The sequence below is a fragment of the Bacillus sp. 5w2 genome (assembly GCF_054353775.1).
On record NZ_JBTIWT010000027.1, the window covers coordinates 39,304 to 60,224 of the forward strand.

The window sequence follows — 20,921 nt, forward strand, 5'->3', positions numbered from 1 at the left end:
CTCTAAACAAAACGACTCAGATCAGAATCAACAGCAAAATGCTAAACAAAACGACTCGGATCAACATCAACAGCAACACTCTAAACAAAACGACTCAGATCAGAATCAACAGCAAAATGCTAAACAAAACGACTCAGATCAGAATCAACAGCAACACTCTAAACAAAACGACTCAGATCAGAATCAACAGCAACACTCTAAACAAAATGACTCCGATCAGGATCAACAGCAACAACAAAATGCTCAACAAGACGATTCGGATCAGAATCAGCAACAAAGTGCTCAACAAGACGAATCTTCTCAAGATAAGCAGCAAAATGCTGAGCAAAATAACTCATCCCAGGATAAACAGCAACATTCTAAGCAAAACAACTCTACTCAAGATCAACAGCAAAGCTCTGGAAGTAATAGTATTTATGATTTTTCAAAACCAGAAAAAGACCGCATTCATTCTCTACAAGATTTAATAGCGAAGCTTAAAAATTCTAGTGATTTTGTTAATTATCACACATCTGACGATGAAACGATGCCTTATTGGATTTCTTACTATCGTCCTTCGCTTGATGGAGAGAAATTACAAAAGTATCTAATGCCTACTCTTTTAGAACGACCTAACGCTTCACTAGAAGAATTGAAAGAACATATTCCAATGAGCGGTATTACAATTACGAACGATTTACAAAAAGTTGAGGACATGGTTTTAAAGGGGCATGCGATTGTTCAAGTAAATCAGCAAGATCAAAAGTGTATGCTTGCAAACATTGCAATTGATACTTATCGGGCACCAAGCCCTCCATTAAATGAATCAACAGTTATCGGTCCACAAGAAGGCTTTGTAGAAGCTATTGATACGAATATTAATTTAGTACGAAAACGTCTTCCTGTTTTAGATTTACAAACAAAAGAAATGATTGTCGGTGAGTTTTCCAAAACAAAAGTTGTCATGATGTATTTAGACAACCTCGCTGAAAAAGATAATGTAGATTTTCTCGAGGAATCATTACGTGCTCTTGAGTATGATCAAATTAATGATAGTGCTTATATACAAGAATTAATGGGTGAAAAGTCGATTTTCCCTCTCTATATCAATACAGAACGTACTGATAGAGTTACAAAAGCACTAATTGATGGAAAAATCGCTATTTTTGTGGATGGTTCTCCAAGTGTTCTACTAACACCTGTATCCTATTTTGATTTTTTCATTTCACCAGAAGACTATAACGTCTCTTGGCTATACGCTACATTTTCACGCATTTTACGTCTTATCGCTGTTCTATTTTCAATCTGTGCTACACCGTTATACGTTGCAGTTTTAAATTATCATTATGAGCTCATTCCAAGTGATTTACTTGAAACTTTGATTTTATCAAGGGCACAAGTACCATTCCCACCTTTAATTGAGGCACTCTTTTTAGAACTTGCAATCGACTTACTGAGAGAAGCTGGCGCGAGGTTGCCGATGAAAGTTGGTCAAACGCTCGGTATTGTAGGCGGTATCGTAATCGGACAGGCATCTGTACAAGCTGGTTTAACGAGTAACATTTTATTAATTATCGTTGCATTATCAGCACTCGCTTCCTTTATTACACCTATTTATAAAATGGGTAATGCCGTTCGATTACTACGTTTTCCATTTCTAGCATTCGCAGAAATAGGAGGACTCTTCGGCATCTCTCTTGGATTTATCTTTTTATTTACCCATCTATTTAGACTTACTTCCTTACGTAAACCGTATGCTTTGTTTTATCCGACAAGACAACAATCCGTTAAAGATTCTTGGATTCGTTTCCCATTAACAATGATCGATACAAGAGATGTACAAGCAAGACCACAACATGTAAAAAAAGCAGCGAAAGGAATTTCAACAAAACATCGATCGGATTTTGATGAATAAGGAATGAGGTGCATTGATGAGTAAAGTTCAAGAGAAATATCAAATATCTCCTATCTTTGTTTTCTTCTTAATTCACAGTGCACAGTTTGGTGCCGGGGTTCTCGGTTTCGCTCGGATTATTGCAAAATCTGCTGGATACGACGGCTGGATAGGAGTTCTCCTCACAGGAATCATCATTCATATTCTCATCTGGATGATGTATTATTCATTGAAAAATGTAGAGGGAAACTTAATTGATTTACACAAACAACTTTTTGGAAAATGGATCGGAAATGGTATTAATATCATTTTTATGGCTTATTTTTTTATTGTAAGCATTTCTGTTGTTAGAACATATGTCGAAATTATTCAAGTATGGATGTTTCCTAGTGCATCCACCTGGATGCTCACATTTTTTATGTGTTTAATAAGTTATTACATTATTTCATCAGGATTCCGCGTCATTGCAGGAATTTGTGTTATTTCCGTTGGTGGAACACTAGGTTATCTCTTTCTAAGTCTTTTCATTTTGAAATTCTCACATTGGGATAACTTACTTCCAATATTTTCACATTCTTTTACAGATATTTTGAAAGCAGCTCAACTATCTATTTATAGCATGACAGGATTTGAAATTTTCCTTATGATTTATCCATTTGTTAAAGAACCAGAGAAATCCCATAAATTTGCGCAATATGGGGCATTATTTTCCAATATTCTATATTTGTTTAGTACCATTCTCGCTTTTACATTCTTTAGCGAAAAACAATTACTCAAAACTATTTGGTCTCAGCTGTCCATGACACAAGTTATTAAGCTTCCTTTTATAGAGCGACTTGAGTATATTGCTATTTCCGGTTATGCTCTCGTTATTATTACCAGCTTTATCCTACCTTTATGGGCTGCAACTAGAGGAACGCATGAAATCTTTCGTGTGAAGCAACGAGGTATTTTAATCGCATTTATGCTTATCACTTTAGTTGTTTCACAACTTTTAACGAACAGGCATGATATTAATGATTTTATTAGCAATATATCTAAAGTTAGTTTTTGGCTTATATATGTATACATCCCAATTCTATTTATTATTGTGTGGGTGAAAAGAAAATGGAAAAAACCAAAAGAAAATTAATACTTCTTGTTTGCATCAGTATCTTCAGTCTAGCTGGTTGCTTACAAAAAAATATTATTGATGATGTTCAACTCATTCAAGGAACTGTCTTCGATACAGCAAAAGATAATAAAGTAAAGGTTACATTCGTTTGCCCCATACAAAAAAAGGGAAATAAAGTTCAAGTTTATGAAGGCACAGGAAACGCAGTAAAACAAGTAAAGGCAGATACATCTTTAGAATCTTCGCAACCGTTCGCAAGCGGTCAAATGCGTGTTGCCTTATTCACAACAAAAATTGCTAAAAAAGGATTATCCAACTCCTTTGACACATTAATTCGTGATGTGAATATTGGTAACTCGCTGTATGTTGGACTATTAGAAGGCAATGGTACTGAACTATTTAAAGGAAAATATAGTACATCTTACAATGTTGCGATTTATATAAAAAAAATGTTAGAACATAATATGGACACTGGCCCTTTGCCAACTGACAATTTGTATTTAGGCGCCTTCAGGTACTACCGTGAAGGACAAGATTCCTATATGCCTATCCTAAAAAAACATGGAGATAAAATAAAGATTACTGGTATCGGTCTCTTGAAAAAGGATAAGTTAGTCGGAACAATTAAGTACCACGATATGTTTGTTTTCAAAGGACTGCTAGAAAAGCACCGCTTGGACTCACATGAATTTAAAACCAATCCTGGCTATGCAATGATTAATAACATTCGTTCCGTTCCTACCTACGAGGTAAACATAAAAAATGGGAAACCTTCTTTCTATATTCATGTAAAGGTGGAAGCTCGTATTCAGGAGCTCTCTAGAAAATTTAATTTAGAAAACAAAAAAAATACAACAAAAATAGCTAAGTCGGTCGAAAAACAATTAGATGCGAAAGCTACAAAACTAATTAAACAGTTTAAATCTCTAAATGTTGATCCCCTTGGACTTGGAGCAAAATATAGACAACATTATCGCCCATTTAAATTAGAAGAGTGGCGAAAAATGTACAAAGATGTGCCAATTAAAGTAAAGTACACCGTTGACATTACAAATTCTGGTGTAATTGAATGAGAAATGATTGAACTCCTCTCTCCAGCATGATACAACGGAGAGAGGAGTTTTTTATTACCAAAGAGAGAGAAGATATTTACGGGGGAGCTTATGTCTAAAAAATTAGTAAAGCCTATTTTAAATGGTATTTTATTTCTCGGCGTCTTTTTATTTGCTCATACATACTTAAAAAATGTTTCCTTCACACGTTATTTACTTGTCGTTATACCAATGTTGCTCGTTGGTATGTTTGGCATCGACCTTATTTTATCCGTTTTTATAAAAGAAGAAAAATAACGAGCAGGGCCGTCCCAAAAGTATTCCGGGATGGCTTTCTTTTATTAACAGGTTATGTCATATTTTATCCTTAAATCGATATAGTCTTTTACTATCGCTATCTTAACTAAAAGATGAAACTTTTAGACAGTCCCTTTTCATTTCATAATCACCTTATGTTACAATGGGATTCGGCACTAAGCGAGAAAGGATGAAACAACATGACAAACGAAAAAGGTTTAGATAAAGGATACGAACTTGTTGCAAAAATGCACGAAGTATTCGGACATCCCGTGACAAATACTCCAACAAAATTAACAGAAGAACGTGCAAAAATCCGTGCAAGTTTTATGCAAGAAGAGCTAGAAGAGTTTCTAGAAGCAACGACTGTTGAAGATCAATACGATGCACTGATTGACCTTATTTACTTTGCATTCGGCACGTTTGCCGAAATGGGCGTACGTCCAGATAAAGGATTCGAAATTGTAAATAATGCAAACATGGCAAAATTATTCCCTGATGGAAAACCTCGATTCCGCGAAGGCGACGGCAAAATCCTAAAACCAGAAGGCTGGCAAGCACCAGAACCACAACTTCGTGCTGAAATCGAACGTCAACGCCAAGAAGCTGAAAAAAACTGCTAGGATTTCCTAGCAGTTTTTTATTATGTCTTTTTTCCTTTGACTCGTTAATGACCCACGTGTCCAGCGTGCCCTGCTGCTCCACCAATACTAGCTGCTCCTGCTGCTGCCCCTGCTCCTCCTGCTCCAACTCCACCTGTCCAAGGAGAAGATTGTTGTTGATATTGTTGATACTGTTGATATTGTTGGTGCTGTTGACCGTGTTGGCCTTGATGACCTTGATGACCTTGGTGACCTTGATGACCTTGGTGCCCTTGGTGCCCTTGGTGACCTTGGTGACCTTGGTGCCCTTGGTGCCCTTGGTGGTGACCATGGTGGCCGTGCTGGCCTTGGTGGTGGTGGTGACCATGATGGCCTTGATGCGTTTGATAAAGAACAGCCTGCGGATGTATATGATGGTGTCCATGGTGATGTACTTGTTGCCCCTGATGTCCTTGATGGTGGTGATGACCATGGTGTCCATGCTGGCCTTGGTGATGATGATGACCATGATGGCCTTGGTGACCTTGGTGATGATGATGTACATGATGGCCTTGATGGCCTTGGTGGTGATGATGTACATGGTGGCCATGTTGTCCTTGGTGATGGTGATGTACATGGTGACCGTGAACACCTTGCGGATAACCACCTACTCCGCCTGCTACAACACCTACTCCCGGTACCGGAAATCCTGTCTGCACTCCTCCAACGAAAGAAGGAAATGTAGTTGGTACTCCTACTGGAATTCCTGTCTGTACGCCAGCTACTGATGTCGGAAATCCTCCTGTTACTGTAGGCATTCCAGCCCCTGATGTCGAAAATCCTCCCATTAATGTAGGCATTCCAGTTTGCATGCCAGCTACCGATGTTGGAAATCCTCCTGCTGCTCCACCCATCCAGCTCGGAATTTCACCGTATCCTTGTTGGTGACCTGCTCCGCCCATCCAGCTCGGAATTCCGCCATATCCTTGTTGACCTGCTCCTCCCATTAACATCATTTGTTCATAACTATCCGATCCACCTCCGAAAAAGCCGTGTGGTGCATTATTGTCCATCCCTTTCATTCCTTTCACCTCTTCTACTCAATTTAGCCTACCTTTTTTATCATATTTCCTATAGAAAAATAGGTGTTTGTCTGTATTGGAATTCCGCTCCTTTTTCTTCATTCATGATAAAATTAATTTACTGAATATTTTTTCTAGGAGGTATTTCTATTGAAGAACGTAACAAAAGCTTCTATCAATGATTTAGATTCAATCGTACATATAGATATTGACGTAATTGGAAACGATAGTAGACGAAATTACATTAAGCACACTATTGATGAGGGCCGCTGCATCATTGTAAAAGAAGATAATTCTATTTCCGGTTTTCTAACATACGATACAAATTTCTTTGGTTGTATTTTCCTCTCATTAATCATTGTTTCGCCAACTAAAAGAAGGCGAGGCTATGCAAGCTCGTTAATCTCATATATATTAAGTCATTCTCCTACTCAAAAAATCTTTTCTTCAACGAACGAATCGAATGAAAGTATGCAGAAAGTATTTAACGCAAATGGTTTTATACGCAGTGGAATGATCGAAAACTTAGATGAAGGTGATCCTGAGATTATTTTCTACATAAAAAAGCTCAGAGCATAAATGCTCTGAGCTTTTCTTTCATTCATTAGTTTGCAACAACGTTAACAAGTTTTCCAGGAACAACAATTACTTTACGAACTGTTTTCCCTTCGATTTGGTCTTGAATTGCTTCAAGTGCAAGTTTTTCCATTTCATCTTTAGATGCGTCTTTACTCATTGTTAGTTTTGCGCGAACTTTACCCATAACTTGAACAACGATTTCAACTTCATCTTCTACAAGTTTAGACTCATCAAATGTTGGCCAGCTTGCATATGTGATTGTTTCATTGTAACCAAGTTTGCTCCATAGTTCTTCTCCGATGTGAGGTGCAACTGGTGCAATCATTTTTACGAAACCTTCTACATATTCTTTCGGAAGTGTTTCAGCTTTGTATGCATCGTTGATGAATACCATCATTTGAGAAATCGCTGTGTTGAAGCGAAGCTCTGCATAGTCTTCTGTTACTTTCTTCACTGTTTGGTGGTAAGCTTTTTCAAGCTCTTTATTTGGTGCATCAGTGATTTTCTCACTTAATTCACCGTTCTCTTGAACGAATAGGCGCCATACGCGGTCTAGGAAACGACGAGCTCCGTCAAGACCATTTTCAGACCAAGCGATTGAAGCATCTAATGGTCCCATGAACATTTCGTATAGACGAAGTGTATCTGCACCATGGCTTGCTACGATATCATCAGGGTTTACAACGTTACCTTTTGATTTACTCATTTTCTCGTTGTTTTCACCTAGAATCATACCTTGGTTGAATAATTGTTGGAACGGCTCTTTCGTTGGAACTACACCGATATCGTATAATACTTTATGCCAGAAACGAGCATATAGTAAGTGAAGTACAGCGTGCTCCGCTCCGCCAATATAAATATCAACTGGAAGCCATTGTTTTACTTTTTCAGGGTCTACAAGTGCTTCGCTATTGTTTGGATCGATGTAACGTAGGTAATACCAGCAGCTACCAGCCCATTGTGGCATTGTGTTCGTTTCACGACGACCTTTTTTACCAGTTTCAGGATCAACAACATTTACCCACTCGTCAATGTTAGCAAGTGGTGATTCACCTGTACCTGAAGGACGAATATTTTCTGTTTTCGGAAGAACTAATGGTAATTCTTCTTCTTTCACAGCTGTCATTGTGCCATCTTCCCAGTGAATTACTGGAATTGGCTCACCCCAGTAACGTTGACGGCTGAATAACCAGTCACGTAGACGGTATGTTACTTTTTGATTTCCTGCGCTCGTTACTTCAAGCCATTCAATCATTTTTGCGATTGCTTCTTCTTTATTTAAGCCATCAAGGAATGCTGAGTTTACGTGTGCACCATCACCTGTGTATGCTTCTTTCGTAATGTCTCCGCCTTTTACAACTTCCTTCATTGGAAGATTGAATGTTGATGCGAATTCATAGTCACGCTCATCATGCGCTGGAACTGCCATTACAGCACCTGTTCCGTAAGTTGCAAGAACGTAATCAGCGATCCAGATTGGCAATTTCTCACCATTTACTGGGTTAACTGCGTAAGCACCAGTGAATACGCCAGTTTTTTCTTTCGCAAGTTCTGTACGTTCTAAATCACTCTTCATTTTTACAGAATTAATGTAAGCTTCTACCGCTTCTTTTTGCTCAGCTGTTGTAATGTCTGCAACAAGCGCATGCTCTGGAGCAAGTACACAGTAGCTTGCACCAAATAGTGTATCAGGGCGCGTTGTGAAAACTGTAAATTTCTCGTCTGTACCATCGATGTTGAAGTGTACTTCTGCACCTTCAGAACGACCGATCCAGTTACGTTGCATATCTTTTAAGCTTTCTGGCCAATCAAGCTCATCTAGATCTTCTAATAGACGATCTCCATAAGCTGTAATTTTTAACATCCACTGTCTCATCGGACGACGCTCAACTGGATGTCCACCGCGCTCACTCTTACCATCAATGATTTCTTCGTTTGCAAGTACTGTACCAAGTGCTGGGCACCAGTTTACAGGTACTTCATCAACGTAAGCTAAGCCTTTTTCAAATAGTTGTAGGAAGATCCATTGTGTCCACTTGTAGTAGTTTGGATCTGTTGTATTTACTTCACGGTCCCAATCATAAGAGAAACCTAATGCTTTAATTTGGTTACGGAACGTATTAATATTATGCTCTGTAAATTCTGCTGGGCTGTTTCCAGTATCAAGTGCATATTGCTCTGCTGGAAGACCGAATGCATCCCATCCCATTGGATGAAGAACGTTATATCCTTGCATACGCTTCATACGAGATAAAATATCTGTCGCTGTATAACCTTCTGGATGTCCTACGTGTAGGCCTGCACCTGATGGATATGGGAACATATCTAGTGCATAAAATTTTGGTTTTTCTGTCTCATCTGGCGTACGGAATGTTTTATTCTCTTCCCAATACCCTTGCCACTTCTTCTCAACTTCTTGATGATTAAAGCTCATGAGATACCCTCCTTGAAATTCTATTTATTTTCACCGCCCAAAATACAAAAAACCTCTCATCCCTAGAAAGGGACGAGAGGTTATAGATTCCCGCGGTACCACCCTAAATTAATGTACAAAAAATATACATTCGCTTAGATCCGTAACGTGGATTAACGGCAATTGCTACTATTAGTTTCACAACTGCAACTCAAAGGCGAGTTCATAACGAAACGTGGATTGACTTGCACCGACCGTCAACTCTCTAAACCAGCTTCTATTACTACTACTCCTTCTCACTGTTATTATAAATATGAGTGAATATGAACTACCCACCACTTCGTATATCTCATAAGAGCTTACTTAAAGCGGGGCTTCTCGGTTAATCGTTACTCTTAATAACTAACGAATGCGTCTTAGGACAGCCGAGCTATCTCCCTTGTTCAAAAGGTTGTTTTATTTAAATATATTCTAAAACATGTTACATGTTCCGTCAAACTAAACTGCAATTTTTTCTTCAACTGTTTCTTCTACTTTTACTCGTTTATCATACATGCTCGTTGCAATAAGCGCTACTACAAGCATTACCATGATTGCTATAAACAATACTTCCATATTGTATAAATCAACAATCGCTCCGCCAACGACTGGCCCGAACATTTTCCCTACAGTCGCCGCACTATTTACAACACCTTGATAAAATCCTAACTTATCTTTTGGCGCAAGTATATTTGCAATCGTCGGAACCGCTGGCCAAACAAATAACTCACCAATCGTTAATGTCACCATCGCAACGAGGAACATCGTAAATTGCTGCGCTTGGCTTAACACAACGAATGACGCCGCAAAAATGAAGATCCCAATCATAATTTGTTGTTTTAACGAACGCTTCATCCAGCGAATTAACATACTAACTAGCGGCTGCGCACAAACAATCATCGCTCCGTTTATCGTCCATAATAAACTATAGTGACGAAGACTAATATTTAATTCTTGCATATGTGTTGCAATCGCTCCTTGCCACTGTACGTATGTAACCCAGCATAAAGCATATGCTACACATACGATAAGAAGTGCTTTGAATCCAGGTGTAAGCGACCAACCTTTTTTCGTTTCGACTTCTTTTTGCACTCCTGGCTCTTTCTTGTCTTCCATACCACGGAATCCAATAAAAGCAATTAAGAAGAAAACAAAGTATAAAATAAAGTTTGCTAAGAAAATATAATCAAAACGATACGATGCAACTAATCCACCACATGCTGTTCCGATCGCAATACCAACGTTTTGTCCAACATACATCGCATTAAATGCTCGTCTTCCGCCCTCTGGCCAAACCGTACCAACCATCGCATACATCGATGGGAAGACCATTCCAGAACCAAAACCGATTAATGCTAGCCACACAACGTATAAAGGCCAGCCGTGGAAGAACACAAGGCCTAAAATCGATACAAGTGTAATCACAATTCCTACTAAAATTGATTTATATCCGCCCCATTTATCAAATAAAACACCGCCGAGCAAGTTTCCGATTACACCAGTAAGCGAGTTGATCATTAATACCATTCCGGCCACAGATAAAGATTTCCCTAGGTGATCATGCAAATAAATTGTATTAAAAGGCCATAAAAAAGAAGCACCCGTGACATTAATAATCATCCCAGCTACTAATAGCCATACTTTCCTTGGCATAGTCTCCCCTCCTATTCTATTTTTTTCGTTCATCTATAACAGTAAAATTGTAGTCGTTTTTAAATAGGAAGGCAACTGATTAATAGTTGATGAAATTCAGATAATGAGATGTCGGTAAGTGAAATTATATTGATTACTTCTTGGATTTTATCAGCGATTTTCTAATTATATCGACTTACTAACAAAAAGCGACAACAGAAACAATATATAAAAAAGAAGAGGCTGCATGAACTTCATGCAGCCTCTTCTTTTTTATATTATCCAACTTCTTTTTCTCGCTTTGCACGTTCTTTAGCGCTCCATTTAAATATTTTATCTAGTAGAGAGTATATTCTCCCAGATTCCTTCGTTAATAACGGACCTAACGATGCTAATATTAAAACGTATAGTGCAGAGAACGGTTTAATCGCTGCCAGTAAGCCACCCGCAATGCCGATATTCGCTACAATAATGGAAAACTCTCCGCGTGATACAAGTGTTAAACCTATATTCGTAGAAGCCTTATGGGATAACCTGGCTTTACGTCCCGCAATCATTCCAGCAGTAAAATTACCGATTAGAGTAATGAAAACTGCTCCTAATGCCAACCACACTGCTCCTCCAAGCGAAAACGGATCTATGCTTAAACCGAAGCTGAAAAAGAATATGGCTCCAAAGAAATCACGGAATGGGACGACTAGCTTCTCAATCCGATCACTATGCTCTGTTTCAGAAAAGACGAGTCCCAACAATAACGCTCCAATCGCCTCTGCGACATGAATCGTTTCTGAGAATCCTGCTACAAAGAATAAAATAGCGAATATTACGATAATGAAAATTTCGTTAGACGAAATATCTAATACTTTATTTAAAAACGGCGTAGCTTTTCTAGCGATTACAAAGAATAGGAGCATATATCCTACTGCGATGAGCACCGATGTAAGAGCACCTAAAAATGATGTTGCACCACCGAGCACTAACCCTGAAACGACTGATAAATATACAGCTAAAAAAATATCATCAAACATAATGATTCCTAATATTAATTCAGTCTCTTTATTACCAGATCTTCTTAAATCAACAATTACTTTTGCAACAATTGCACTTGATGAAATTGTAATGATTCCAGCAATAATTAATGTTTCTAATAAGGGGAAGCCCATAACATATCCATAAAGCAAACCTAATATGAAATTAAGTGATATGTGGACAGTCCCCCCAAAAGCAATTGATTTTCCTGATTTAATTAATTTTTTTATTGAGAATTCTAAGCCTAAATAGAATAGGAGGAATATGACGCCAACACGTCCGAGGAAGGAAATAACTTCTCCGCTTTCAATAAATCTTAAATCGATAAGTCCTAAATCTGGGGCATGAGGCCCCACCAACATACCGAGTATAATGAGAAACGGAATAATCGAGAACTTTAACTTCGCAGCAAGGATAGCTGCAAAAGCTACTAATACTAACGCAGTTCCAACTTCAAAGATTAAAGTATCCATCGATTATGAATCACCTCCTGCTGAAAGCAATTCATTAATAATTCTTTTCACTTCATGTCTTTCACCCGATAACACGAGCATATCACCAGCTTCAATAATAGAGTCTGGACCTGGATTAAAGAATTTCTTCATATTCTTTTTCAAAATAGCAATAATCGTTACGTTATACGTTTTTCTGACATGTAAGCTACCAATTGTTTTTTGTACGACTGGTGCGTTATTTTCCACCTTAAACCATTCAATTGATAATCCTTCAAAAGCCATCTCAATTGTGTCTAACGCTTGTGGTCTGTATACCATTCCGCCTAATATAGCTGCAATTTGTCTCGCCTCAGAATCACGAAGAGAAATGCTTGAAATACTTTCATCATGATCCGCATCAAAATGATACATTTCTCTTCGGCCATCATCATGAATAACGATAACCATTTTTTCATTACCTTTTGTAATTACTTCAAACTTACATCCAATGCCCGGTAATTCACTCTCTCTAATATTCATATTCCCGCCTCCTAAAGTTTTTAGTTACGGCTTTTACAAATCTACATCAATCTCTGTTTTAAATTCTTCATCTTTTGAGATTCCCAAATACTTTAATGTCTCTGAAGGTGTCGCGTGATGAAAATGTTTTTGCAATAGCGCAATCGCTATCCCTCTTTTGTATGCATGAAATCCAAATGTTTTTCTCATTGAGTTCGTTCCGATTTTACCAACAACCCCAACTGCTTCAGCAGCATTATGAATTACACGATACGCTTGTTGACGCGTAATTGAATTTGTCGTTTTATTAGATTGAAATACGTAGTTTTCTCTTTGAGCATTAATAGATTGTACGTACTCTAAAAGTGCTTCTTTTACTTTTGTATTTAAATAAATATCTTGTTTGAATTTTTCATCTTTCACAGGAAGAGAATAAAACTCTTTAACAGTTCCATCTTCATTTAATACCTCTTCAAATTTCATACTAAGTAGCTCAGTAATCTTTAATCCTGTGTTAATTCCAATAACAAATAAAAGATAATCTCGCTGCGAGTGCTCTTTTAAATACTTTTTCATAGCCTCAATTTGGCTTATATCTTTTAATGCCTCTACAACTTCCATACATGTATTCTCCTCATCTTATGAACGGTAATTTTCTCATCATGTTGTCCATTTTACCTTATCACGCTATGGGATTTCCATGTATTATCCATTATTTTTACAATATACTTTTAGATTCGAAAATTTTTCATTTGGAAATTGATAATTGTGCAAATACAGTGGGGTAGGAATAATAGGGGGATACAAGTTCAGCCTCTTTCTACAGATCGGATTCCTCCTTTCATTATCCAGCTGCTTCTACTTTTATATTATGTTACTTATTTATATTATATTATATATTTCAGTAACATCAAAGTGTTTTTTCTGAAAATAATAAAAACCGAGCAGTTTCGCTCGGTTTTTTATTAATCTTCTTTCGGAAGAACAATTCCTTTATACAATTGAACGGTAATGAAGTAATAAATTGCATAAATCATTACAAAGATAACAATCGGTACCCAAATACGGAAGTACGGATCAAGTAAAATAAATCCGAAAATATTCATACCAACTAATACGTGAGCAATACCTACAATTGCTGGGAATAAGAATACTAAGAATAACTCTTTATAAATTGATTTTGTTAATAATTCACGGCGCACCCCAATTTTACGAAGCATTTGATAACGCGTAATATCTTTTGATGCACCAGAAAGAATTTTGAACATTAAACAACTTGCCATCATTGCTAAGAAAGCAATTCCAAGGAAGAATCCCATAAACACTGTTCCGCTCGCAACGCCGTAGAACATGTCGTAAGATTGATATTTACTGTTCATTCTTTCAGCTGTTACATTTTTATATTTATCTAGTTGCAACTCGTCAAGTTTTTTCCATTCTTTTGTATATGTTAAGAAATCATCTGTTTTTCCGATAAATGCTATACCTTCTTTACCATTTATCTCATCGTACATTTTTTGATCTACAATTTTAATTGCATGATCTTCGTATAGATAATACGGATGAATTGTGCTAAAAGCATCTACCCATTCTTCTGGAAGTTCTTTAGCGTTCGCATCTTTTTCATTCATTTCTCTAGAAACTGCGCCTACTGGTAGTTCCTGTGAAGCCTTCTTCGTATTCACTAAATCCTTCATCGATTTTATATTTGTCATATCTTTTACTAAAGGACGATTTTTCTCCAAATCCTCTTTTACATAATAAACGTATTTATCATCAACTTTGTAACGATATTCGCTTTTCTCTTTAAATGTAATACCGTCTAAGATTTTCTTTTCTTCAGCTGTTGGATTATGAACTACTGAATCATAGATTACTAAACCATCAACCATTTTTATAACGTTATTTTTAAACGCCATACCACCAGAAATCGCACCTGCTCCAAGAGCAACTAACATCGCTACTGTCGCAAGCACCTTTGTTAAGCTATTAATACGGAAGTTTAATTGTGCAAATGTAAAAGCGTTAAGTCCTTTTTCACTACGCTTTTTATTACTTTTTAACTTTTTAATAATCACTGGAAGAAGTGATCCAAATAGCATGTAAGTACCAGCTGTTGTTGTAATTAATGCGATAAGAATTCCCATTTCTCTTAGTTTTTCCATGTAAATCATTGATGCATAGCCCATTCCTAATAAAATAACCGCAAGGAATGCGACTAAACCTGTCATTTTTCCTTTTACCGCAACACGTTCTGTTTGTGCATCTGCATGTACAAGTTGCAGTACAGAAATACGTGATAACTTAATACTATTCATAATTGCTGATAATACAAATAATGCAAAGAAGAAGATACACGTAACAGTCATAGATGGCAGATAAAATGCTTTATAACCTTCACCTGCAAATTCTAATTGTTTCATTAATAACTGACCGATACCTTCTGCAAGTCCTACCCCAACTATAATACCAATCGCAAGAGACGCAGCACCTAATACGATTGTTTCAATAAACATAAGTAATGTAACTTTATGCTTTTTTGCTCCTAACATCATATACATACCAAACTCTTTTTGGCGAAGAGATAATAAGAAAGAGTTCGCATATAAAATATAGAAGAACGTTATAATGGCTAGTAAAAATGAACCTGCTTGGAATACGAATCCAATTTGACCAATAGTAGAATTTTCCTTAAGGAAGGCTTCGTTTAACGCTAACGTTTGAAACATATAAAAAATTGAAATCGACATGACAAGACCGACAAGTAAGACGATGTAATCTTTTAGCTTACTCTTTAGCCCTGACATGGAAAGTTTGAATAACATGCTCTAGACCTCCTTCCTTACGCTTTTTGTGTACCTAAATCTGCAAGTACATCTAAAATTTCTTTATAAAACTCTTCACGCGTACCACCGCGGTGAATTTCTTTATATAGCTCACCATCTTGAATGAATAAAATACGCTGACAGTAACTTGCACTATACGGATCATGTGTAACCATCATAATAGATACACCTTGCTCTTGATTTAAGTTTGTCATCGCATCAAGTAAGCTCGCTGCATTTTTAGAATCAAGAGCTCCTGTTGGCTCGTCCCCTAAAATAATTGCCGGCTCATGTACTAGTGCGCGAGCTGCTGCTGAACGTTGTTTCTGTCCACCAGATACTTCAGATGGATACTTTTGAAGAATTTCTGTAATCCCTAACATATCCGCTACTTTTTCTACTTTCGGTCCAATATTACGTGATGGAACACCTTGAAGAGAAAGTGGAAGTGCAATGTTTTCATAAATAGATAAGTTTTCTAATAGGTTAAAGTCTTGGAAGATGAATCCTAATTTTTGCGAGCGGAAATCAGAAAGCTCACCTTGCTTCATTTTCGTAATATCTGTTCCTGCAATTTCAACAACGCCGCCTGTTGCTTTATCTAACGTTGAAATTACATTTAATAATGTCGTTTTACCAGAACCAGATGGTCCCATAATTCCGACAAACTCACCCTCTTGAATCGAGAATGACACACCTTTTAACGCATGCGATTGGTTCTCACCTTTTTTACCGTACACTTTTTGAACGTTTTTTACGTCTACAACTGGTTTCGTCATATATATCCTCCTACGCTTGTTTTTCCATTACCTATTTTGCGCCTTTTGGAAGGGAACTGCTATTTGTTAACATTACATTTACCTTACACTTTTGTAATATAAAAAAGATGCGTGTGTAAGGTTCGTTGGTAAATGAAATTGTATTAGCGATTCGACAAGTAATATCGACTTACCGAAAAAGATGACAATAAAAAATAGGCTGTTCCACAAAAGGAACAGCCCACTTCTCTCTTTATTTCTTTAAAGGTGTTACCGTCCAATACGTAATAACACGCCAAATCCATTCTAGTGGACCCATTTTAAAGATTTTCATCCAAATCACACTAAACACAATTTGAATTGCGTAAATTGCAATACACACATATAACGTCTGCATGTACGTTAAGTTTTCTGCAAAGTTAAATACACTTCCTGCGATTAAAATCATTGCAGTTTGTCCAATATAATTCGTTAAAGCCATACGACCATAATATTTCAGTGGCGCTAACAATGTTTGAACTGGTTTTAATTGAAGTAATAAAATTAATGCTCCCACATAGAAAGCTGAAATAATTGGCCCAACTGTAATACCAATTTTTAAAAATTGGCTTGCAGCATCCATTGTTCCATCTTCGTTCTCCATTATCCCATTTACAAATGGTTCAGCAGGAACGTGCCCATATTGATACCATACAGCTAAGACACTTAAAACAAACATAATACCTGTAAAAATAGCGACTTGCTTTATATTTTTCGTGAGATTTTCAAACACACGATATTGTCCTGCAGCAAGCCCTAATAAAATTAAACCTAACGGTAGAAATTCTTTCGCAGCAAGTACGCTAAAGGAAATTGTTAAAACAAGTCCAACTACTAAATTCACTTCTTTTTTCGCTTTATAAAACGGTAAAACAAGTAACCCGCAAATTGCGTATAACGCTAGTGCTTCTCCAGGCTGAAACATTTGATGAATCAAACCGAAAATAAATAGTGCAACTAAGCGGCGGAAAAATAAAACATACCCATTTTTCCCTTTCGCAATTGCTCTAGAGATAAAGATATAGAATCCCACTCCAAATAAGAATGAGAAGATTGAGAAGAAACGACCTTCTACAAATAAGTATAAAAATCTTTGATAGCTAGCATCCACTGTATTAGGATCTGGAATTTTAATGTTAAGTAGTGCGAGAATATTTACTAAAATAATCCCCAATAGTGCAAAGCCACGAATGTAATCTAACTCATCAATTCGTTTGTTTGTAATCTTGTTCCCCATAAAGCAACTCCTTGTATAAAGTGAAACTATAATCAGTGGGGGGTTCATCCCCCACTGATTATTAGTTGAACCAATCGGGCATTTACGGGCAGTGGATCTCCCCCTAACTTCTTTGCTCCAGCCGAATTTTGAGGTGGGAGTTTTACTGCCCGTTAATGCGGGATAAAATTTAATCCTTCCTTACTCTACTGGAGAAAGCGGCTCACAACTATCGACAAACCTTACAGAAATCTTACATTATTGTAATATAATAAAATAAAACCAGGTCATATTGCGACCTGGTCTACTCTGATTGCTTCGATCTTTGAGGTTGTCCCTTTTTACTGTTACGCTGTTTCACTTGAACAACTGGATCAAGCTCATTCGAAAACTCAGCGTTATGTCCATTTTGTGTTTTTTGCTCTGGGTTATTTTGATCTGAACGTTTCGCCATTACATTCACTCCTTATTAGCGCGGTGTAATAATCATTTGATGTTGCAATTGGCGAATTGCCATACGTGCTCTATTTAACTGCTCACGTTGCTCATCATTCGCATGTTGTTGCATCGTTTGTAAATCGTTATATGCTTGTTCTAATTGTAACTGCGCATCTGAATACTCCATCGTATTGTAATGCTCTTGTCTCATACCTTGGTCTAATTGTTCTTTCGCATATTCCACCGCTTGTTCCGCTTGTGTAATATACGATTCAAGTGATTGACGCTCTGCCATAATTGTCCCTCCTTGCTTCAATTCCCCTTTAGTGTGTCCCTTCCATATGAACCTTATGAGTATGTTATAATGTATTTTGTTTCATTTTGACTCGGCTTAGGAGGGAAAGTAATGAAGGTTCAAAACCCTTTTCCATATACAAACGACAATAAACGTTATCATACATGGAATTACCATTTAAGAAATGAATTTGGTGAAAAGATCTTTAAAGTTTCATTAGATGCTGGCTTCGATTGCCCGAACCGTGACGGTACAGTTGCTTATGGCGGTTGTACATTTTGCAGTGCTGCTGGATCTGGTGACTTCGCTGGTGATCGCCGCGATGATGTTATAACGCAATATCATGAAATGAAAGAAAAAATGCGCTCAAAGTGGAAAGACGGTAAATGTATCGCTTATTTTCAGGCGTATACAAATACACATGCACCGCTTGAAGTGTTAAAAGAAAAATTCGAACCGCTTCTAGCAGAAAAAGATGTTGTCGGTCTTTCTATTGCGACTCGTCCAGATTGTTTACCGGACGATGTCGTTGAATATTTAGCGGACTTAAATAAACGCACGTATCTTTGGGTTGAACTGGGACTACAAACTGTTCATGAACGTACTGCAAACCTTATTAATCGCGCTCACGATTATCCTTCTTACGTTGAAGGCGTAAATAAATTACGCAAACATGGCATTAAAGTTTGCTCCCATATTATTAACGGTCTTCCACTTGAAGATTACGACATGATGATGGAAACAGCTCGTGAAGTAGCGAAGCTTGATGTACAAGGAATTAAAATTCATTTACTTCATTTATTAAAAGGAACGCCGATGGTGAAGCAATATGAAAAAGGACAACTAGAGTTCCTTTCTCTTGAAGATTACGTAAGTCTCGTTGTTGACCAGCTTGAGATTATTCCAGAAGATGTAATTGTGCACCGTATTACAGGTGACGGTCCACCTGATTTAATGATTGGTCCAATGTGGAGCTTAAATAAATGGGAAGTATTAAATTCCATCGATGCAGAATTTGTACGCCGCGGAAGCTGGCAAGGAAAATATGCAAATGAGGAGAAACAAAAATGAAATTAGAACGTGTATTACCGTTTGCTCGCACACTGCTGCAAACGGCTGTTAAAGAAGACGATTACGCTGTAGATGCAACACTTGGAAATGGACATGACACTTGCTTCCTAGCTGAAATCGTTGGAGATAACGGAAAAGTATTTGGATTTGATATTCAAAAAGAAGCAATTGAAAGTTCTACGATCCGCCTAAAAGAAAAAGAGCTTTTCGAACGTACTGTTTTAGTTCATGATAGTCACGATACACTTCTATCCGTATTACCAGAGAATGCAAAAGGAAAAGTAACAGGCGCAATCTTCAACTTAGGTTACCTTCCAGGCGGAGACAAGCATATCGTTACAAAACCGAACTCAACAATCTCAGCGATCGAACAACTATTAGAAGTAATGGCACCTGAAGGTATCATCGTCCTTGTCATTTATCACGGGCATCCAGAAGGACAAGTAGAACGCGACGCTGTACTTAAATTTGCCGAAGAACTAGATCAAAAACAAGCTCACGTACTGCGATACGGCTTCATTAACCAGCAAAATAACCCGCCATTTATTGTGGCGATTGAGAAACGATAAAGTGAAACTTTAATCAGCGGGTTTTTCTGCCTGGTAAATAGCGGGATAATTATATCAACGATTTTTCAATTATATCTATCGTAATGTCGGATATATCAACGATTTTTCAGATATATCGATAATTCGACAAAACATACCAAAAAAAGACGTGCACTCCTTGCACGTCTTTTTCTCATTCTCCTATATAATGGATATATACACTATTTGAAGAAAGAAGGATAGAACTTTGCTAGTAGAACTAAGGGGAATTCAAAAGAAGTACGGCAAATCACTCATACTAGACAACATTGATTTATCCATTCCAGAAGGAGAAGCACTCGCCATTGTTGGCGGAAACGGGACTGGAAAAAGTACTCTACTCAAAATAATTGCAGGTTTTATTTCACCCACGGCAGGGACACTTCAAAGAAAAGAACATATACAAATCGGTTATGTACCTGAGCATTTTCCTGAAGGGATTCGTTTTACATTAGAAGATTATTTATATCATCTCGGCTGCATTCACGGTTTATCAACAAAATACTTACATAATAAAATTCCGATGCTCCTTGAATCTTTTCACTTACATCACGCAAGACATTCCGTTGTACGAAACTTTTCAAAAGGTATGAAACAAAAAACAGGTATTATGCAAGCATTACTTACAGACGTACATTTATTAATTTTAGACGAACCGCTTTCTGGGCTCGATCCTAACTCTCAGCAAGAATTAGAACATATTTTACTCTCATTAAAACAACAAGGTATATCTGTACTCTTCACATGTCATGAAAAACAACTATTAGAAAACTTCGCCGATAGAATTGTGACGTTAGCAAATCATACAATCACAGTAGATACCTTTGTACAAAAAGGGGCAGAACAAGTCTATATTGAAGCAATCGTTCACGATACATTTTCAGTGATAGAACTACGGAAACAATTAGGTTTTATACATGTTGTACACAATTCAAATCAAAACCTTATTCAATTACAAATCGAAAAAGAATATACAAACGAAATGCTTCAGTTTTTATTACATAAAAAAGCATCTATCACACTGCTACAACCTAACTTTTAAATCGAA

General features: G+C 37.2%; 20 protein-coding genes and 1 other annotated feature. Of the genes, 9 read left to right on the top strand and 11 right to left on the bottom strand.

Annotated features, from left to right (window positions below; translation table 11 throughout):
• The 5 genes from ACXY7N_RS28130 to ACXY7N_RS28150 form a co-directional block, all read left to right on the top strand.
• On the top strand, positions 1-1,894 hold a 1,894-nt coding region (locus ACXY7N_RS28130; protein ID WP_488592821.1), incomplete at its 5' end, for a spore germination protein.
• A 16-nt stretch (positions 1,895-1,910) separates the two neighbouring features.
• On the top strand, positions 1,911-3,005 hold the full coding sequence (locus ACXY7N_RS28135; RefSeq protein ID WP_000049079.1) for a spore germination protein: 1,095 nt from the start codon (positions 1,911-1,913) through the stop codon (positions 3,003-3,005).
• Positions 2,981-4,060 carry a Ger(x)C family spore germination protein gene (locus ACXY7N_RS28140; protein ID WP_076540877.1) on the top strand — a complete coding sequence of 360 codons (1,080 nt, stop codon included), beginning with the start codon at positions 2,981-2,983 and terminating at the stop codon, positions 4,058-4,060. The genes ACXY7N_RS28135 and ACXY7N_RS28140 overlap by 25 nt, the downstream gene beginning before the upstream one ends.
• Positions 4,061-4,150: 90 nt before the next feature.
• The gene (locus tag ACXY7N_RS28145) at positions 4,151-4,336 is read left to right on the top strand and encodes a hypothetical protein (RefSeq protein ID WP_016085874.1); all 186 of its coding nucleotides are present in this window, start codon (positions 4,151-4,153) and stop codon (positions 4,334-4,336) included.
• A 200-nt stretch (positions 4,337-4,536) separates the two neighbouring features.
• Positions 4,537-4,959, top strand: coding sequence for a pyrophosphohydrolase domain-containing protein (locus ACXY7N_RS28150; protein ID WP_000180554.1), 423 nt, complete (start codon positions 4,537-4,539; stop codon positions 4,957-4,959).
• Positions 4,960-5,003: 44 nt separating this feature from the next.
• On the opposite strand, the gene ACXY7N_RS28155 is transcribed toward ACXY7N_RS28150, so the two are convergent.
• Positions 5,004-5,999 (bottom strand): hypothetical protein, encoded by a 996-nt coding sequence (locus tag ACXY7N_RS28155; RefSeq protein WP_488592822.1) that lies wholly within the window; start codon positions 5,997-5,999, stop codon positions 5,004-5,006.
• 150 nt (positions 6,000-6,149) lie between these two features.
• On the opposite strand from ACXY7N_RS28155, the gene ACXY7N_RS28160 reads away from it, so the two are divergent.
• Positions 6,150-6,578 (top strand): GNAT family N-acetyltransferase, encoded by a 429-nt coding sequence (locus ACXY7N_RS28160; RefSeq protein WP_016135496.1) that lies wholly within the window; start codon positions 6,150-6,152, stop codon positions 6,576-6,578.
• A 25-nt stretch (positions 6,579-6,603) separates the two neighbouring features.
• Here ACXY7N_RS28160 and leuS read toward each other — a convergent pair whose 3' ends face one another.
• The 10 genes from leuS to ACXY7N_RS28210 all read right to left on the bottom strand — a co-directional run bounded on the left by leuS (position 6,604) and on the right by ACXY7N_RS28210 (position 18,215).
• Positions 6,604-9,012 carry a leucine--tRNA ligase gene (leuS, locus tag ACXY7N_RS28165; RefSeq protein ID WP_016085871.1) on the bottom strand — a complete coding sequence of 803 codons (2,409 nt, stop codon included), beginning with the start codon at positions 9,010-9,012 and terminating at the stop codon, positions 6,604-6,606.
• Positions 9,013-9,077: 65 nt separating this feature from the next.
• Positions 9,078-9,300, bottom strand: a binding site (T-box leader).
• A 189-nt stretch (positions 9,301-9,489) separates the two neighbouring features.
• The gene (locus ACXY7N_RS28170) at positions 9,490-10,683 is read right to left on the bottom strand and encodes an MDR family MFS transporter (RefSeq protein ID WP_001137539.1); all 1,194 of its coding nucleotides are present in this window, start codon (positions 10,681-10,683) and stop codon (positions 9,490-9,492) included.
• Between the two features lie 257 nt (positions 10,684-10,940).
• Positions 10,941-12,164: a cation:proton antiporter gene (locus ACXY7N_RS28175; protein ID WP_488592823.1), complete on the bottom strand. Its 1,224-nt coding sequence runs from the start codon at positions 12,162-12,164 to the stop codon at positions 10,941-10,943.
• A gap of 3 nt (positions 12,165-12,167) precedes the next feature.
• Positions 12,168-12,665 (bottom strand): cation:proton antiporter regulatory subunit, encoded by a 498-nt coding sequence (locus ACXY7N_RS28180; RefSeq protein WP_001026047.1) that lies wholly within the window; start codon positions 12,663-12,665, stop codon positions 12,168-12,170.
• Between the two features lie 33 nt (positions 12,666-12,698).
• Positions 12,699-13,265, bottom strand: a complete 567-nt coding sequence (locus ACXY7N_RS28185) for a tyrosine-type recombinase/integrase (RefSeq protein ID WP_016085869.1) — start codon at positions 13,263-13,265, stop codon at positions 12,699-12,701.
• A gap of 344 nt (positions 13,266-13,609) precedes the next feature.
• Positions 13,610-15,469 (bottom strand): FtsX-like permease family protein, encoded by a 1,860-nt coding sequence (locus ACXY7N_RS28190; RefSeq protein ID WP_088084444.1) that lies wholly within the window; start codon positions 15,467-15,469, stop codon positions 13,610-13,612.
• 17 nt (positions 15,470-15,486) lie between these two features.
• On the bottom strand, positions 15,487-16,248 hold the full coding sequence (locus ACXY7N_RS28195; protein ID WP_016135500.1) for an ABC transporter ATP-binding protein: 762 nt from the start codon (positions 16,246-16,248) through the stop codon (positions 15,487-15,489).
• A 232-nt stretch (positions 16,249-16,480) separates the two neighbouring features.
• Complete coding sequence (locus tag ACXY7N_RS28200; protein WP_116363733.1) at positions 16,481-17,503, bottom strand: DUF418 domain-containing protein; 1,023 nt, start codon at positions 17,501-17,503, stop codon at positions 16,481-16,483.
• A gap of 283 nt (positions 17,504-17,786) precedes the next feature.
• Complete coding sequence (locus tag ACXY7N_RS28205; protein ID WP_001129345.1) at positions 17,787-17,936, bottom strand: hypothetical protein; 150 nt, start codon at positions 17,934-17,936, stop codon at positions 17,787-17,789.
• A 15-nt stretch (positions 17,937-17,951) separates the two neighbouring features.
• Positions 17,952-18,215 (bottom strand): YtzC family protein, encoded by a 264-nt coding sequence (locus tag ACXY7N_RS28210; protein WP_000840870.1) that lies wholly within the window; start codon positions 18,213-18,215, stop codon positions 17,952-17,954.
• Between the two features lie 111 nt (positions 18,216-18,326).
• Here ACXY7N_RS28210 and mnmL point away from each other — a divergent pair, with 111 nt between their 5' ends.
• From mnmL to ACXY7N_RS28225, 3 genes are all read left to right on the top strand, one after another.
• The gene (gene mnmL / locus ACXY7N_RS28215; RefSeq protein ID WP_000868029.1) at positions 18,327-19,286 is read left to right on the top strand and encodes a tRNA modification radical SAM protein MnmL/YtqA; all 960 of its coding nucleotides are present in this window, start codon (positions 18,327-18,329) and stop codon (positions 19,284-19,286) included.
• Positions 19,283-19,855, top strand: coding sequence for a tRNA 5-(aminomethyl)-2-thiouridylate-methyltransferase MnmM (gene mnmM, locus ACXY7N_RS28220; protein ID WP_016085866.1), 573 nt, complete (start codon positions 19,283-19,285; stop codon positions 19,853-19,855). The genes mnmL and mnmM overlap by 4 nt, the downstream gene beginning before the upstream one ends.
• Before the next feature lie 226 nt (positions 19,856-20,081).
• Positions 20,082-20,915: an ABC transporter ATP-binding protein gene (locus ACXY7N_RS28225; protein ID WP_488592824.1), complete on the top strand. Its 834-nt coding sequence runs from the start codon at positions 20,082-20,084 to the stop codon at positions 20,913-20,915.
• Positions 20,916-20,921 lie beyond the last annotated feature (6 nt).

Excerpts from the sequence above, each read along its gene's own strand:
- ACXY7N_RS28140 (WP_076540877.1), top strand. The coding sequence starts at position 2,981 with ATGGAAAAAACCAAAAGAAAATTAATACTTCTTGTTTGCATCAGTATC.
- ACXY7N_RS28195 (WP_016135500.1), bottom strand. The coding sequence starts at position 16,248 with ATGACGAAACCAGTTGTAGACGTAAAAAACGTTCAAAAAGTGTACGGT.
- ACXY7N_RS28135 (WP_000049079.1), top strand. The coding sequence starts at position 1,911 with ATGAGTAAAGTTCAAGAGAAATATCAAATATCTCCTATCTTTGTTTTC.
- ACXY7N_RS28185 (WP_016085869.1), bottom strand. The coding sequence starts at position 13,265 with ATGGAAGTTGTAGAGGCATTAAAAGATATAAGCCAAATTGAGGCTATG.
- ACXY7N_RS28170 (WP_001137539.1), bottom strand. The coding sequence starts at position 10,683 with ATGCCAAGGAAAGTATGGCTATTAGTAGCTGGGATGATTATTAATGTC.
- ACXY7N_RS28175 (WP_488592823.1), bottom strand. The coding sequence starts at position 12,164 with ATGGATACTTTAATCTTTGAAGTTGGAACTGCGTTAGTATTAGTAGCT.
- ACXY7N_RS28205 (WP_001129345.1), bottom strand. The coding sequence starts at position 17,936 with ATGGCGAAACGTTCAGATCAAAATAACCCAGAGCAAAAAACACAAAAT.
- ACXY7N_RS28155 (WP_488592822.1), bottom strand. The coding sequence starts at position 5,999 with ATGAAAGGGATGGACAATAATGCACCACACGGCTTTTTCGGAGGTGGA.
- ACXY7N_RS28210 (WP_000840870.1), bottom strand. The coding sequence starts at position 18,215 with ATGGCAGAGCGTCAATCACTTGAATCGTATATTACACAAGCGGAACAA.
- mnmL (WP_000868029.1), top strand. The coding sequence starts at position 18,327 with ATGAAGGTTCAAAACCCTTTTCCATATACAAACGACAATAAACGTTAT.
- ACXY7N_RS28180 (WP_001026047.1), bottom strand. The coding sequence starts at position 12,665 with ATGAATATTAGAGAGAGTGAATTACCGGGCATTGGATGTAAGTTTGAA.
- ACXY7N_RS28150 (WP_000180554.1), top strand. The coding sequence starts at position 4,537 with ATGACAAACGAAAAAGGTTTAGATAAAGGATACGAACTTGTTGCAAAA.
- ACXY7N_RS28200 (WP_116363733.1), bottom strand. The coding sequence starts at position 17,503 with ATGGGGAACAAGATTACAAACAAACGAATTGATGAGTTAGATTACATT.
- leuS (WP_016085871.1), bottom strand. The coding sequence starts at position 9,012 with ATGAGCTTTAATCATCAAGAAGTTGAGAAGAAGTGGCAAGGGTATTGG.
- mnmM (WP_016085866.1), top strand. The coding sequence starts at position 19,283 with ATGAAATTAGAACGTGTATTACCGTTTGCTCGCACACTGCTGCAAACG.
- ACXY7N_RS28145 (WP_016085874.1), top strand. The coding sequence starts at position 4,151 with ATGTCTAAAAAATTAGTAAAGCCTATTTTAAATGGTATTTTATTTCTC.
- ACXY7N_RS28190 (WP_088084444.1), bottom strand. The coding sequence starts at position 15,469 with ATGTTATTCAAACTTTCCATGTCAGGGCTAAAGAGTAAGCTAAAAGAT.